The following is a 14,444-nucleotide window of genomic DNA, read 5'->3' as shown; positions in this document are numbered from 1 at the left end:
CGTTCAGAACGCGATTCGACGATCGCGTTCCCGCGCTATTGGAAACCGTTATACCTTGGGTGGCAATGCAATTGACTTGATCTCGACGAAGGCATCGATTCCCTCGGGTCCGAGTTCACGACCGATGCCGCTCGACTTGAATCCTCCGAAGGGGGCGAACGGAGAGCCCGCCGCACCGTTGACGCGACACGTGCCTGTTCGTACCTGGCGGGCAAGCTTTACGCCTCGCTCCACATCTGCTGTCCACACGGATCCAGCGAGGCCGAAATTCGAGTCGTTGGCAATTCGCAATGCTTCTTCTTCTGAGCTGAAAGGAATTACCGAAAGAACAGGGCCGAATATTTCCTCTTGGGCGATTCGCATGGAGTTGTCGACCCCCGTGAAAATGGTTGGTTCGAAATAGAATCCATGATCGAGATCGGCGGGGCGCTTTCCGCCGATCTCGATGCTCGCGCCGTCATCAATGCCGGCGCGGACGTAACCCTCGACGATGTCGCGCTGTCGTTGGCTGACCAAAGGCCCCATGTCGGTTGCCTTGTCTTCAGGGTCGCCCACCTTCAGATTGCGTGCATGCTCAACCATGCGTTCAACGACCTCATCGTGCCGTTGCCTTGAAACGAGGAGTCGCGTCTGCGCAACGCAGACCTGCCCACTGTTGGCCCACATCATGTCGCTGAGTTTGGGAATGGTGGAATCCAGGTCTGCATCGTCGAGGACGACAGCGGCCGACTTGCCTCCGAGTTCAAGCGTGACTCGTTTGAGGTCACGGCCGGCAGCGCTTGCGATCGACCGTCCAGCAGAAGTCGATCCAGTGAATGCGACCTTGTCGATGCCTGGATGAGCGACTAGTGCAATTCCCGCATCGCTTCCACCTGGTACCACGTTGAGAACGCCCGGCGGGAGGCCTGCTTCGTCGGCGAATTCCGCTAGCAGTAGACCGTCGAGCGGAGTTTCGGGGGATGATTTGAGAACCACCGTGCATCCGGCAAGTAATGCCGGAGCCACCTTCAGGATCGTCGTCGCCTGTGGAAAGTTCCACGGAACGATCGCGCCCACGACTCCGACCGGTTCGCGCACCACCAGAGAAGAACCGAAGGGACCAGGGCGCTCTTCCTCGAACTTGTAGGTCGCCGCGAGCGCCACTGTCAGCGCGAGGATATCGACCGCAGTTTGTTGGCGCCGAGAGAATGTGATCGGTGATCCCATCTCACGAGTGACCAGCAAGGCCATCTCGTCAGTGCGCTTTCTGTAGATGGCTTCGAGTTTGCCAAGTGCTTCGGCGCGCTGTTGAACCGTCATGCGGGGCCATGGACCCTCATCGAACGCGCGTCGTGCAGACACGACTGCGGCGTCGATGTCAGCAGGACTACCGAGCGGTGCGATCCCGATCGTTTTCCCGGTTGCGGGGTTCACGACATCGACGAGCGTTGAATCGCCCGGTGTCCACGCTCCATCGATGAACAGTGACTTACGTTCGTACGTGTTGGACATTTGCTCCCTTTGTTCGGCGGCATTGCAATTGCAAGAGTTCGAATGAAGCTCTGTATTCAATCGATACAAGTGGGGGTGAGACGGCGGCTGGCGACGCGGCAGTTTGCCTCCTGCGTCGCGCATGGCAAGATCCTTCGATGTGGCCAGGGCGACATCGAAGGATTCGAAGTGGTTGTGCAACAACCATGTTCGACTTCTGCTTCCACGGTCGGGCCGACCCGCAACTCTTGTCGTCGAAAGTCGTCGCCAATCGCCATCGAAGCCATATTTCCGTTGCAAGAGATCCCGGAGCCTTCGTTGATCGCGAGGCCCGGCAAGTGCCGGCTCGCCTGACCGGCACCAGAGCTTTCCTAGGTCGAGCGATCGTGGCTTGCGATTTTCTCTGCTGTGATGGCTGTGCTCATCCGGACGTCCTAGGGCAGTACCTCATCGAATTCCCGACCGGGAATTCGCTCAGATCCAAAATAGGCGCATATGTACCTACCCGTCAACCCCATGGAAGCAGCTCGGGTATTTGCAGATCAGGCCCCGCTGAGTCGTTGGGCTGACGAACGCCGAGATGGTCGCACTGTCGACGGTGGGTGACAGATCGCAACTTCAGTAGTGTTAAGCCGCAGCGCTTCTGGTCTCCTCGCGGGAGGATGGGGTGCCGCTGAAAGCGAGTCGCATCTCGCACCGACCGCCTCGATCCGGGCGAACCGAGACCTGGCCGGAGGCGAAGTCAGTACGACTGAAGTGGGCTCTGTAGGAAGTCTGGGAAGTACGACGTCCAGATGGCCCGTTGTGGGCGGTCCGACAGAGACGAGGCCGGGCTGCTGTCAACGCCACTCACGGCTCTAGCCGAACGCGTTCGAGGAGTAAGGACTCCATGCCGCGAACGAAAATATCGACACTCAGCTCGAGTTGCTTCCTGTCGTAGGTATCGATCTCTCGGGCGACGACGCGTGCGAAATTCGGGAACTCACCTTGGTATCTGTCGATACCCAACTGTGCCAATTCGCGCCGGGGTCGGACCCCGCTCTCCGCTACAACAACAGCATCTCGTGCGAAGGCCATGCATATGTTCGTCAGAAGGACCAGGGAACGCAGTGCCGTCTCATCATCGAATCCGGCATCGGTCAGCTTCGTCACAAGTGACTCGGTCGGCTTCCCGAAACTTGTCAGAAGGGAGATATCCAGTTCCAAGTGTTTGATGAGCGTGTCGATGTTGATCACACTGTCCGTGAAATCGTCGGCAAAGATTCGGCAGGCCTCCTGCCAGGTGCAATCTGCCGGGATGCTTTCGCCTATCGGGGTTTCCGAAAACGCATCCGCGGCCATCAATCGCAGTAGCGTTTCCCTGTCCGTGGCGTGATGCCGAACAGCTTTGCGATCGACTCCAAGCCTTGTTGCGACCGCCTGGATCGTCAAGGTGTTCACATCAAGTGAGCGAGCGGCCTCAACGACACCATTCAAATCGAGTCCTGCCCGACTTCCCGGTCTGCGTTTGTCAGGAGACGATGATTTACCTTCGGCTCCCACGACTCTGGTTCTCCTCTAGCTCGGCACGTATTCCCTGCACTCGTCAGCTTAGCTTCCTGTGAGATCACCTGCGGATACCTGGGGACAGGATCGAGAGGAAGCGTCTGTAGGACAGGCGGATCAAGGAGGGCGCGCGAGATTGAGAGTCCAGCGCGGCCGTGCTGTTGGGGATGGACCCGACTCTGTCGACGAGGGTGAAAGGCGTTGAGAGCATGTCCGGTGAGGGTCGAGGTATCGGCGAGAATGCCTTTTCCTGCTGGGCTGATATCTCAATCGCACATCCATGCGGACACCGTCTGAGGCACCATTCGGATATGCGGGAGTGGGTAGCGCGTGGTTGGTGCGTCCTTGTGTCACGGACTCGCGACCCGCGTGCCGGACATTTGTCTCAGGGCACGGTCTGGTGTTCGCCGCAGATGATGATCCAGCGCACGCGGGGCGCACAACACGGGAGAGCAGTGAGATGAGACCGCTTCGATACTCGATCAACGTCACCCTCGACGGCTGCTGCCATCACGAAGCCGGGCTCCCACCCGACGAGGAGTCGATGCGCTACTGGACCGCTCAGATGAAACGAGCCGACGCTCTGCTTTTCGGCCGGGTGACCTACGAGATGATGGAGTCGGCGTGGCGGAAGCCGGCTACGGGTACGTGGCCTGACTGGATGGACGAGTGGGAGATCCCGTTCGCCGAGACCATCGACGAGGCGAAGAAGTACGTCGTATCGAGCACGCTGAGCGGGGTCGGTTGGAATGCCGAGCTCGTGCAAGGTGACTTGGGGCCAGCGGTTCAGCGGCTCAAGGAGCAGCCCGGCGAGGGCCTGTGGGCTGGTGGCGTGACACTCCCCCTGGCGCTGGCAGATCTGGGACTGATCGACGAGTACGAGTTCCTTGTTCAACCGGTCCTCGCCGGACACGGACCGACGTTGCTCGCCGGTCTGCGCGAGCGCATCCAGCTCGAGCTCGTCGATCGCCACGAGTTCCGGTCGGGCGCAGTCGCCATGCGATACCAACCAACGCAGGTATCGCCTTGACGTGATTCGTCCTGGCACAGTGGCCGCCGCCTCGCCGCGGCACAACGGTTCTCGTGCCCAATGCGAGGGGTCGTCCGAGTCGGCCATCACTTTCCCGCGCCCCGACACACCCGGTACGCCTCACACCACAGAACGAGCCCGCTGGCTTACACAGTGGGGGCCAGCCCATTGTCGGAGTGGTCAGCGAACTGCTTCCGGTATGTGGAAGGTGCGGTCGCAAACGCGGATGCGAAGTTCTGCCGAAATGTGACTGCGCTTCCGAACCCGCATGCCAGCGCAATGGCGTCGATGCTCCAATCGGTCGTCTCCAGGAGAACTCGAGCCTCGCTCAGTCGTTGCTGGAGAATCCAGCGTGCTGGAGTGGTTCCCGTGACCAGACGGAACTGCCGTATGAAATTTCGTCGACTCATCCGAGCCTGACCCGCGAGGCGGTCGACAGACAGCGACTCCTGCAGGCGCCCGAGTGCCCACTCCAGTACGTCTGCAACAGCTGTGTCGCCCGCAGGTTCCGCAAGTGGTCTCTCGATGTACTGGGCCTGACCACCCTCTCGATGCGGTGCGACGACAAGGTTTCGCGCCACGCGGGTGGCAACTGCGGATCCGAGGTGCTTGCGCACCAGATGCAAACAGGCATCGACCGACGACACCGTCCCCGCGGACGTCATCACGTCGCCGTGGTCGACATAAAGCACCGATTCGTCCAAGCGAATACTGGGATGGCTTTCGGCGAGCGCGGGCATCATCTCCCAGTGCGTTACGGCCGAGCGACCGTCGAGGAGCCCGGCGTCGGCGAGGGCAAAAGCGCCGAGACACAGCCCCACGATCGGTGTGCCGCGAGAGTGCGCCCGGCAAAGCTTGGCTCGCAATGACTCGCTGATCGGTGACAGTGGCAGCGGCCAGGAAGGAATGATCACGATGTCAGCCCAATCGAGCGTCCGCGGTCCCGCCACATCTCCGACCGAGTATCCCTCGACGGTCCGAACCGCGCCTGCGCGATCGGACCACAATCTGGTTTCCCAGTCGGGTGCGAGCCCGAGTCGGCTCACCTCACCGAACACCATCAACGGCGCTGCGAGGTGAAACATCGTGATGCTGTCGAACGCATACACGGCGATTCGCATCTGGTCTCCCCCTCATGGCGCAAAGTCATCGAAAGTATGCACCCGTGCCACTCACGGGTGCATGGAAACCTACCGAACAATGGGAGACGACCGTCAGGATCGCCGATGCGAAACCGAACCCGACCGACCTTCCAGGAGTGATGAAAGTGCCTACACCTCGCCGTGCCCTTATCGTCGTCGACGTCCAGCAGGAGTACTTCGACGGGCCACTGCAGATCCAGTACCCGCCGCGAGAGGAGTCACTGGCCAACATCCTCAGTGCCGTCAAGGTCGCTGGCGCGAACGACCTTCCTGTCGTCGTCGTGCAACATCGGATGCCCGAGGGCGCCCCGGTCTTTGTCGAAGGTACGCCCGGATGGTCACTTCACCCAGCACTCGAGGACCACATCAATCCGGAAACCAAGCACATCCACAAGCAGTACGCGAGCATCTTCGCCGGCACCGATATAGCCGAATGGCTGCGCGCGAAAGGCATCGACACCATCACGATCGTCGGGTACATGACCAACAACTGCGACCTGGGTACCGCCGTGGAAGCGGAATCCCTCGGGTTCGCCGCCGAAATATTGTCAGATGCCAGTGGCGCTATTCATCTGGCCAACGAAGCAGGTCAGGTATCGGCGCAGTCGCTGCACGAGACCCTCATGATTCTTCTGCAATCGAACTTCGCTGCCGTCGCAACAACAACCGCATGGGTCGACGCTGTAGAGTCCGGAACGAATTTACCCAAGAGCAATCTTGTGGTCTCGGCCATCCAAGGGCGCGAGTCGGCCGCCAGCGGGTTTTCCAATACTGCAGGCCCGCAATAGATTCGGGAATTCTGTACCGCCCGAACTCGGATCGACACCTTGGGTGCCGCGAAACCTGAAGGGTGATAATACCTTTGATTGCGGACGTCGATACCGGCGGGCAATCCCGGATTGTGGCCGTCTGGTTTGTTCTCGGCGCCAACCGAGCCTCCGGCGGGAAAGCAGAAGCCCTTCTCGTGCTGAACGTACCGTCGGAGTTTGCGCCCATTGCGCCAATTCCGCGTTTGGGATCCGGAGTGCGGCGTGCACGATGGATTTGTCCGCTTTCTTGTCCTAGCAGGATCGGGAAGTGGCGAATCCGGTCAACACGCCTTCGCGCTCGGCGATTTCCGGTAACTTGCCCGTCAGCAGGTCGGTTCATCGTTTCCGCAGGAGATTGTCTCACCTTCCGGGGGTGGCGGCAACGGCTTCGCTTGTTGTCGGAATGACATGTGTGGCAACGCAACTCCGTGGGTTCGGGTCCCGGTACCGGACTCGGGCGAATTCAGGTCGCTGAGTTCCGGCGCTCGGGCATGAGCCCGTGGTCGAAAAATCCACGACTGCTAGGTTTTTCAAGCAGCTCGATTGAGTCGGTCAGATCTCACGACTCGCCAGGGGAGGAGGCTATGCCGTGCAGATAGGCCGTAAGGATGGATTCAGGGGATGTGTTCTCCTGGATGATCGTTCGCTGAAATACCAGGGCGTCCGTGAGGGAGATCAGCTCCTCGATCCGTTTGTCGGAAATGGAGAGACCTGCTCTGTCGAGGAGCGTCGCTGTCACTTCTCGGGTTATGGCGTGAACCTCGGATTGTGTCGTCAGCTTTCCTCGAAGCAGAGGTTCGTCATCGAGTTCGAGAACGAGGGCGTAACGCGCTTTCATGTCCTCGCGGCGGTCCGAGAGTGTCTCGACAAGTTTGGCGATCACGCCAGCTAGATCGGCGATGCTCAGTTGGTGCTCACAGTGTGCCGACGCATTTAGAAAGGTTGCAGCTTGCTTGGCGTCAGCTATCGCGCGTTCGGCGAGAGTGTTGACGATGAGTTCGAGTAGCGCGAGCCGGGTTCTTGCATGGTGCGAGGTCGCTCCTTGTGGGATTCCGGCTTCTTTGTCAACTACTCGGTGAGTGAGAGCGCGAACTCCGTCACGGGCAATGACGCGAATGGCGCTGTTGGCGATCAGCGCTCGGCGTTCATGGCTGCTGGTCGCTTGTGTAGACACGTTTGCATGCTACAGGTGTAGCGTTGCAACATACATCTCCGCTACAGATGTAGCGGCGGGAAGGGTGTGAGGTCCTTGGATACGCGCTAGGGCTAATGCGCGACGTGAAGAGATAGGTCGGACAAGGAGGCGCCGAAATGATGATCGATTTCGTTCCCGACAAGACCCTGTACCCGTTCGAGTCACGCTGGTTCGACTCGTATGCCGGTCGAGTTCATTACATCGACGAGGGGACGGGACCGCCGATTGTGTTCTGCCACGGCTCCCCTACGTGGAGCTTCCTGTATCGCAATATCGTCGCTGGACTGCGCGACCGGTACCGGTGCATTGCGGTGGACTACCTGGGCTTCGGGTTGTCCGAGCGGCCGGAGAATTTCGGATACAGAATTGCCGGGCACACGACGGTCCTAGGTGAACTGATCGACCATCTTCAGTTGGACGGTTTTGTCTTGATGGGGCAGGACTGGGGTGGACCTATCGGACTGGGCGCGGCAACTGATCGGGCAGACCGAGTCAGAGGAATCGTGCTCGGCAACACGGCGTTCTGGCCGATCGAGCCACTGGCAAATCGAGCGTTCAGCGTGATCATGGGTAGCCGACACATGCAACATCGCATACTCGAGCAGAATCTTCTTGTGGAGCGTTTCCTGCTCGGGGAGCTTGGCTGCACGCTAACCGAGACAGAGGCCCACCACTACCGCATGGTGCAACCTACAGCGGAAGCGCGGCGTGGAATCGCGGTCATGCCCAAGGAAATCCGTGCCGCACGAACACAGTTGGCCCAACTCGCCCAGGACGTGCCCGCGCTATTGGGGGACAAACCGGCTCTTGCAGTATGGGGGATGCGGGACATGGTGTTCCGTCCGAAAGCGTGTATCCCGCGGATACACGCGACGTTCACCGATCTTGCCGTCGTCGAGTTGCCTCATGCACGGCATTTCATCCAGGAATACGCACCCGGTGAAATCATCTCGGCCATCGCGAATCGGTTTCCGTGACTCATCGGGTTGGTCCCGGATGTTGCTCAGCTCGCGGATTCAACCCTTCGCCACCGAAAAATGACCACTAGGTTGGCAGGATCGAGTTGCACAACAGCGCGGAACCGGTTCGGCTGCGGAATGAGCGAGGCCCGGATAGGTGTCAGGTCCAGCCAGGTTTGACATCGCGCCGCGCTGGGAGCCCGTCCCATTCATTGAGTGGGGCGGATTGCCACCACCAATCGGGATCCGAGTGAACGCCTTCGACGGAGATTCTGCCGGTGACGGCGAGAAGTATCTCGGACGGGCGGGCCAACGACGGGTCGATCCACGGAAATACCCGCGACACTGTTCTAGCGCAAACATTTTCGGGAAGGTCAAGTCGTACACCTATGGCGCGGGCTGCGTCGGTGCCGTGAACCAGAATTTCGGTCACAGCCATGCCAGCCCACCCCGGGACGTCAGCTGTTCCGCTGGGGTGGAATGCACGTTCCTCTGCGAGGTCGCGGAGCAGGGCCGCGAGCACGTGTGCGGCCGAGAGGACGTTGTCGAGATGTTCGGATGCGGGGGCGTCACGACCGTCGCGCAGGACCGGTAGCTTGGCATCGGCTCGTCTCGCTACCTGGCCGCTGTAGAAGAGCAGCGCATCCGCGATGTGCTCGATGGTGTGCGCGGCGGTCCATTTCGTTGGTTCTGCAATGTTCGACCACCGCGGTGAGTTGTCCGGTATCGAGGTGAGTTCGTGCAGGGTTAGAGCTGCGGACACCACGTCGCCGGGTGTCGGTTCGGTCGGTGTCGTCATGGTGTCCGGATCTGTAGTCGTGTCAGGTTAGGGGCAGACTAGCCGTAACACGGTCGCGGATGTGCAGACGCGGCAATGGAACTGGACATGACTTGAATTGCAAGGGTTGGTCCGAGTAACGCTTACCGACGATGAAGATTGCGAAACAATCCGACTGCCGGCAACTTCGTCACCGGAATATTCGAAACTCCTCCGGCGCCGCTCTAGGAAAATCTCGCTCTCCCCCGTCCAGCGGCCGCCCGACACCGACAGCCGCTATTCCGCCGAACCCAACCAGCCGTAAGCTATCCCGCGCAGAATGTCGTCAATTCGACTTGACCGTGAATCCTGTCAGGCGCTGACAGGATCTAGGAGGCTGGCAAGTCGACTCGCAATCAGAGCTTCTGACTCTGTGACAATCCGCTCCACTAATGCACCCACGGTGGGGATGTCGTGAATCAGCCCTTGCACAGTCCCAGCCGTCCAGATGCCCGCCTCCGGGTCGCCGCTGTCAAACACCGCTCGGCCTCGCGCCCCGGCCACAAGATGTCGAACATCTTCGAATTTGCCACCACCGGAGAGAATTTCGACAACTTCTCCGCTGATGCTGTTGCGCGCTACCCGAGCGGTATTGCGTAGTGACCTGAAAATCAGTTCGGTGTCGACCTCGGAGGCGGCGACTATCGCATCCTTGATGTTGCGGTGAATCGGAGACTCCTCGGTACACATGAACCGAGTGCCCATGTTGATGCCGTCGGCGCCGAGCGCGAGGGCAGCCACCAATCCTCGCGCATCGGCAAACCCACCGGACGCGATCATGGGAATGCTGATGCGCTCAGCTGCTGCAGCGATGAGTACGAGACCCGGTACGTCGTCTTCTCCTGGATGCCCGGCACATTCGAACCCGTCGATGCTGATGCCGTCGACGCCGAGGGCCTGGGCTTTGACCGCGTGTCGGACGCTGGTGCACTTGTGGAGCACCTTGATGCCTGCGCCGTGAAAGTGTGGCAGATGGGGTGCCGGAGACGAGCCGGCCGTCTCGACGACTTTCACTCCGCAGTCGATGATCACGTTCCGATACTCGTCGTAGGGCGGGGGCGTGATCGTGGGGAGGATTGTGAGATTGACTCCGAACGGTTGGTCGGTGAGCTCGCGGGTTCGGGATATTTCTCGGGCAAGATCGTCAGGTGTCGGCTGTGTCAGAGCAGTGAGCATGCCCAGCGCGCCGGCGTTTGCAACTGCCGCTACGAGTTCTGCTCTCCCCACCCATTGCATGCCGCCCTGCACGATGGGATGACGAACTCCGAACGCCTCGGTAAATGCGGTGGTCAGCACTGGACATCTCCTCGATGGTGCATGGCTATCTGTTTGTCAGTTACGTTGGTGCCAAGTCAATTTCGAACCGCACGGCGCATTCAGTGCGTCGACGTTGCCCACTCGTTCAAGGCCGGAACCTGTGAAAGTTCAGTTCGTGCCATCGGAGGTTCGGCGCGATAGGGCATGGCAGGCGTCAAGTATTGTTCGCCACGTTCGTTGGTGCCGGGGATGAAGGTACGGTTCGCAACCACATCGTCGGCGCAGATCACCTGGTCGTAGTCACGCACAAGTGCGGCAACCACTCCGGCCGCAGTGAGATGCTCTACCGCTTCCGCGGCGCTACGGTGGCACAGTTGCTTCTCGATCGTGGCGACGAGGTCAACACGGTTTTCCACACGCAGCGCGTTGGTGGTGAACCTCGGGTCGTCGGCCAACTCGGGTAGGTCGATCGCCTTGCACAGTTCGATCCATGCGCGCGGTTGGTATCCGCTGATCACCAGATCGCCGTCGACGGCACGAAAGACGTCTGCCGCAGGTGCGACGCTTGGTTGCCCGTTCCCTTTGCGACTCATAGGCTTTCCTGACACCTGCCACTCGATCCAGTTGGCGGTCTGCAAGTGGATTGCGACGTCGAGCAGGGAAACTCGGACGGAGGATCCCTTGCCGGTACGCTCACGTCGCAGTAGCGCTGCCAGTACCGCTTGAGCGACGACGTAGCTCGTTGCATGATCTATGACCGGTGCGCCCACACGTTGCGGTGGGCCGTCAGCCTCGCCCGTCACCGACATCAGTCCGCTCTCCGCTTGCGCGGCGATGTCGAGCCCGGCGCGGGTCGCGGACGGGCCTTCCGCCCCGTACCCGCTCACCGAGACGCTGATGATTTCCGGTCGCAGGCGTTGGAGTTCGGCAGAGGAGAATCCCAATCGATCAAGGGTTCCCGGGCGCAGATTGTGCAGCAAGATGTCGCTCGACGCGATCAATTCCCGAGCTCGTTGCAGATCGGCGGAGTCCTTGAGGTCGAGGCAGATTGAACGCTTTCCTCGGTTGTACCCGTAGAAGATTCCACGCGCGTAGTCGGCGTCGATTTGTCGGGCCGGTTCACCGCCTGGAGGTTCGAGCTTGATGACCTCGGCACCGAGGTCGGACAACTGCTGCCCGGCGCTGGGTATTGCGATCAGTTGACCGATCTCCACTACTCGGACACCGGCCAACGGCAGGTCTACTTCGTCGGTCATCGAATGATCTCCACATGAGGCGAAGTGACATCCTCAGCAGGCTCCAGGCAGCGCGCCAACAGAATGCCTTCGGTGTGGTTGCAGGGGTTCAGTCGGTTTCTGTCGCCTTCTGCGCCCCCGATTCGGATCGTGACGGTTCCATCGTCATTGCGCTCGAAGTGTGCGTCGTTGAGGTTGACGGTGTGGTCGCGGTACTCGAAGGACTCGAACCAATGGTTGTACAGCATCACTCCGAAGTAGGTGCAGTCCGGGAGAGTGAATGTAATATCCACGGCAGAAGCGTCTTTCAGTGACCACCACCCGGCAACGTACTGGTTGGAGCTGGTGCCGTAAAAGTCTCCCCAACCTCGTTGCTCCGACGTCACGCGAATCTCGTTGGGCGACTGACTGAGTGTTTCGACGAGCTGAAGACTGCGTCGGAGGCTGACGTCCATGCCCCGGGCAAGTTTCGTGAGACGCTGGACCAGCCATGCCGTATCGAGATCGGGGCGTGCACCAGGCGGCGGGCCGAGGCGCTCGATGTGGAGCACGGGATCGATCTCCGCGCTCCGCGTCTTATGGTACACACGCACAACTACGTCGAAGCAGCGCTCGTCCAGCCGAATGCCGTTGCGTCCCTCAAGTTCTTGTGCGATGAAGATCTCGAAGTTGCCGTCGGCGTCGCACACCTTGTCGTCGATGACGATGTTGTCGGCGACCCTGTCGGTCCCAGACGCGCCCACACGATTGGCGAGGACGGCGACGTAGGGCACTGTGCCACGGTTTCCGTGAATTCGGTATGTCTCTTTGGGGTCGATCATCGCCGTCCAGTAGTCGACGTCGATGCCGTCTCCCCAGAACTTTCGCATCGGTGACATCAGGGAAAAGAGTTCAGGTCGGAGCACGTCTTGGCGTTCGATGTTCATCTCGGCGAGGTATCCGAACAGGCGAAGTGCGTGCCGCACACCTTCGGTGCTGTCCAGTGGCGAGCCCGTGGCGGCAGCTGTCGAACCAAATGTGGCAAGGCTGTTGGTGACCGTAGACCAAGCCTCTGTGAGCTGCCGGCGATCGCGCTCAGACTCGGATTGGGTTGCCTGGTCAGCGAGTTGTGTCATCGTTTCTTCTCTTTCCGTAGTTGTCGAACTGGTGTGTATGGGCGTTCGGTCAGCAGAGGGGGTCGAAGGGTACGTCTGCGTCGGTCTTGCCCGAGGTCTGGCTGTTCACCCATGTGACGTTCTGCGTCCATCGGTGTGCCGAAATTTCGACCGGCCAGAGGTTCTTCTGCGAAGCCCACACCTCGGTGGCTTTGTCGGCAGGAACATTCATCCGCTCGGTGAGAAGTTCAGCTCCTGCTTGCTCGTTCGCGGGGTCGGCTATCCACCCTGCGGCGGCCTTGAGCGCCGCACAAACGGGGGCGGCGGCATCGGTTTCAGCGAATGTGGCGGTCGTGACGAGCACGGTGCCCAAGCCGTATGAACTCACGCCGTCGGAGTTCACCGGGTTGACCGATGTAATCGGTGTCATCGGTATTCCTTGAGCATTGAATACGGCTTGGCTGGCTGCGGTGAGAACGGCGGCGTCGATGTCGCCCTTTCGTGCGAGTGGTATCTGACTCGCTGTCGGTGCCGCCGCGATGAATTGCACTGTTGATGCGTCGATGTTTCGTTCTGCGAGAAGCTGATTGACGAATTGTTCGGCAGCGCCGCCACGTGACGGTATGGCGATCCGTTTACCGGGTAGGTCGTCGACGGTGGTGATGCCGCTGTCTTTCGTCACGGCGATGGCGAGATCGATCGACCCGTACGGGGACAGCGGCCGTAGTTTCTGCCCTAGCTCTATGGCCGGCACGACGGTGCCGGGTGCGCCGACTGCGAGGTCGGTCGTACCGCCGATGAGACCGCTGATGAGTTCGGGCCCGTTTTTTCCGTCGATGAGTTCGACGTCGAGGCCTTCTTTGTCGAACATTCCTTGTTGGGCGGCGACGTAGACAGGCAGGGACAGCGCGCTCGCAGGGTAGACCCCGATGGCGACGCTACCGTCGTTCGCGCGGCCTCCCCCTCCACACGCGGAGAGCAGTAGGGCCGCTGCTATTACTGTGCCGACGAAAGGTCGAAGTTTCATGGATTTCCTGCTCCTTGATGGCTGGGCGCATCAGTAGTCGAGCTGAGTTGGCTGGGCGCATCAGTAGTCGAGCTGAGTTGGCTGGGCGCATCAGTGGTCGAGCTGACCACGCAGCCGGTTGAAGATTTCGATGTATCGAGGTTCGGCGGTGAGGGTTTCGAGTTCGCGGGGGCGTTCGATGTCAATGCTGACGTCGTCGATCACTCGGCCGGCCCCGAGCAGGAGAACGCGGTCGGACAGACAGATGGCTTCACCGAGGTCGTGGGTTACGAAGATGACCGTCCGGCCGACCTCGGACTGCCACAGCTCGAGGAATTCGCGCTGTACTTCGACGCGGGTTTGCGCATCGAGGGCGGCAAACGGCTCGTCCATCAACAAGATGTCCGGATCCAGAGCCCACGTTCGCGCCAACGCGACACGCTGGCGCATCCCTTGGGACAGCTGCCAAGTCCACAGCTGTGAGGCCTCGGACATTTGAACGGCAGCAAGCCAGCGCGCTGATTGAGTTCGTCTCTCCGCCTTGGGTACTCCCCTCAACTCGAGACCGTACTCCACGTTCTTCCGCGCTGTTCGCCACGGGAACAGGGCATCGCGGGCCATCATGAAGCCCATCCGGGAGCGAGCGTCGAATGGCGTTGTGCCGAGGACCTCGGTCTTGCCTTCCGTCGCGTCCACCAATCCAGCGAGCGCGTTGAGCAGAGTGGTCTTTCCGCAACCGCTCCTGCCGACCAAGCTCACGAACTGTCCGCGAGGGATTGTGAGGTCGAGATTGTCGACCACGGTCTTCGCCGACCCGTCGGGCGAGGGGAAGGATATCGTCAGTCCGTCGAGTTGGACGGCGGGTGTAATCACGTTGGTATCCAT

13 protein-coding genes are annotated in these 14,444 nt (G+C 60.4%); 3 read left to right on the top strand and 10 right to left on the bottom strand.

Annotation, left to right across the window (positions count from 1 at the left end; translation table 11 throughout):
• Window positions 1-48 precede the first annotated feature (48 nt).
• Together ACFT1A_RS20240 and ACFT1A_RS20235 are read right to left on the bottom strand one after the other, a co-directional pair.
• Window positions 49-1,491, bottom strand: coding sequence for an aldehyde dehydrogenase (locus ACFT1A_RS20240; RefSeq protein ID WP_378448462.1), 1,443 nt, complete (start codon window positions 1,489-1,491; stop codon window positions 49-51).
• Window positions 1,492-2,319: 828 nt separating this feature from the next.
• Window positions 2,320-3,012, bottom strand: a complete 693-nt coding sequence (locus ACFT1A_RS20235; RefSeq protein WP_378448461.1) for a hypothetical protein — start codon at window positions 3,010-3,012, stop codon at window positions 2,320-2,322.
• A 463-nt stretch (window positions 3,013-3,475) separates the two neighbouring features.
• Between ACFT1A_RS20235 and ACFT1A_RS20230 the strand changes: the two genes are divergently transcribed.
• Window positions 3,476-4,045 (top strand): dihydrofolate reductase family protein, encoded by a 570-nt coding sequence (locus tag ACFT1A_RS20230; RefSeq protein ID WP_378448460.1) that lies wholly within the window; start codon window positions 3,476-3,478, stop codon window positions 4,043-4,045.
• Between the two features lie 146 nt (window positions 4,046-4,191).
• Here the strand turns inward: ACFT1A_RS20230 and ACFT1A_RS20225 are convergent, their stop codons facing one another.
• Window positions 4,192-5,166, bottom strand: a complete 975-nt coding sequence (locus ACFT1A_RS20225; RefSeq protein WP_378448459.1) for a GlxA family transcriptional regulator — start codon at window positions 5,164-5,166, stop codon at window positions 4,192-4,194.
• A gap of 146 nt (window positions 5,167-5,312) precedes the next feature.
• On the opposite strand from ACFT1A_RS20225, the gene ACFT1A_RS20220 reads away from it, so the two are divergent.
• Window positions 5,313-5,975 carry an isochorismatase family protein gene (locus ACFT1A_RS20220; protein ID WP_378448458.1) on the top strand — a complete coding sequence of 221 codons (663 nt, stop codon included), beginning with the start codon at window positions 5,313-5,315 and terminating at the stop codon, window positions 5,973-5,975.
• A gap of 580 nt (window positions 5,976-6,555) precedes the next feature.
• Here the strand turns inward: ACFT1A_RS20220 and ACFT1A_RS20215 are convergent.
• Window positions 6,556-7,170, bottom strand: coding sequence for a TetR/AcrR family transcriptional regulator (locus ACFT1A_RS20215; protein WP_378448457.1), 615 nt, complete (start codon window positions 7,168-7,170; stop codon window positions 6,556-6,558).
• A 137-nt stretch (window positions 7,171-7,307) separates the two neighbouring features.
• On the opposite strand from ACFT1A_RS20215, the gene ACFT1A_RS20210 reads away from it, so the two are divergent.
• Window positions 7,308-8,168, top strand: a complete 861-nt coding sequence (locus ACFT1A_RS20210) for a haloalkane dehalogenase (RefSeq protein ID WP_378448456.1) — start codon at window positions 7,308-7,310, stop codon at window positions 8,166-8,168.
• A gap of 142 nt (window positions 8,169-8,310) precedes the next feature.
• Here the strand turns inward: ACFT1A_RS20210 and ACFT1A_RS20205 are convergent, their stop codons facing one another.
• From ACFT1A_RS20205 to ACFT1A_RS20180, 6 genes are all read right to left on the bottom strand, one after another.
• Window positions 8,311-8,949: a maleylpyruvate isomerase N-terminal domain-containing protein gene (locus tag ACFT1A_RS20205; protein ID WP_378448455.1), complete on the bottom strand. Its 639-nt coding sequence runs from the start codon at window positions 8,947-8,949 to the stop codon at window positions 8,311-8,313.
• Between the two features lie 330 nt (window positions 8,950-9,279).
• The gene (locus tag ACFT1A_RS20200) at window positions 9,280-10,263 is read right to left on the bottom strand and encodes an NAD(P)H-dependent flavin oxidoreductase (protein ID WP_378448454.1); all 984 of its coding nucleotides are present in this window, start codon (window positions 10,261-10,263) and stop codon (window positions 9,280-9,282) included.
• Window positions 10,264-10,343: 80 nt separating this feature from the next.
• On the bottom strand, window positions 10,344-11,480 hold the full coding sequence (locus ACFT1A_RS20195) for a CaiB/BaiF CoA transferase family protein (protein ID WP_378448453.1): 1,137 nt from the start codon (window positions 11,478-11,480) through the stop codon (window positions 10,344-10,346).
• Window positions 11,477-12,574 carry a hypothetical protein gene (locus ACFT1A_RS20190; protein WP_378448452.1) on the bottom strand — a complete coding sequence of 366 codons (1,098 nt, stop codon included), beginning with the start codon at window positions 12,572-12,574 and terminating at the stop codon, window positions 11,477-11,479. The genes ACFT1A_RS20195 and ACFT1A_RS20190 overlap by 4 nt, the downstream gene beginning before the upstream one ends.
• 49 nt (window positions 12,575-12,623) lie before the next feature.
• Window positions 12,624-13,580 carry an ABC transporter substrate-binding protein gene (locus ACFT1A_RS20185; RefSeq protein WP_378448451.1) on the bottom strand — a complete coding sequence of 319 codons (957 nt, stop codon included), beginning with the start codon at window positions 13,578-13,580 and terminating at the stop codon, window positions 12,624-12,626.
• Window positions 13,581-13,670: 90 nt separating this feature from the next.
• Window positions 13,671-14,444 (bottom strand): ABC transporter ATP-binding protein, encoded by a 774-nt coding sequence (locus ACFT1A_RS20180; RefSeq protein WP_244993200.1) that lies wholly within the window; start codon window positions 14,442-14,444, stop codon window positions 13,671-13,673.

The organism is Rhodococcus sp. NPDC057135 (genome assembly GCF_042670865.1).
GTDB lineage: Bacteria > Actinomycetota > Actinomycetes > Mycobacteriales > Mycobacteriaceae > Rhodococcus_F.
The sequence above is the reverse complement of the archived record's forward strand: the minus strand, read 5'-3'. Positions and strand labels throughout refer to the sequence as shown.

Bases quoted from the DNA above. Each gene is read 5' to 3' on its own strand.
- ACFT1A_RS20210 (WP_378448456.1), top strand. From the start codon at position 7,308: ATGATGATCGATTTCGTTCCCGACAAGACCCTGTACCCGTTCGAGTCA.
- ACFT1A_RS20230 (WP_378448460.1), top strand. From the start codon at position 3,476: ATGAGACCGCTTCGATACTCGATCAACGTCACCCTCGACGGCTGCTGC.
- ACFT1A_RS20205 (WP_378448455.1), bottom strand. From the start codon at position 8,949: ATGACGACACCGACCGAACCGACACCCGGCGACGTGGTGTCCGCAGCT.
- ACFT1A_RS20240 (WP_378448462.1), bottom strand. From the start codon at position 1,491: ATGTCCAACACGTACGAACGTAAGTCACTGTTCATCGATGGAGCGTGG.
- ACFT1A_RS20195 (WP_378448453.1), bottom strand. From the start codon at position 11,480: ATGACCGACGAAGTAGACCTGCCGTTGGCCGGTGTCCGAGTAGTGGAG.
- ACFT1A_RS20225 (WP_378448459.1), bottom strand. From the start codon at position 5,166: ATGCGAATCGCCGTGTATGCGTTCGACAGCATCACGATGTTTCACCTC.
- ACFT1A_RS20185 (WP_378448451.1), bottom strand. From the start codon at position 13,580: ATGAAACTTCGACCTTTCGTCGGCACAGTAATAGCAGCGGCCCTACTG.
- ACFT1A_RS20190 (WP_378448452.1), bottom strand. From the start codon at position 12,574: ATGACACAACTCGCTGACCAGGCAACCCAATCCGAGTCTGAGCGCGAT.
- ACFT1A_RS20180 (WP_244993200.1), bottom strand. From the start codon at position 14,444: ATGGATACCAACGTGATTACACCCGCCGTCCAACTCGACGGACTGACG.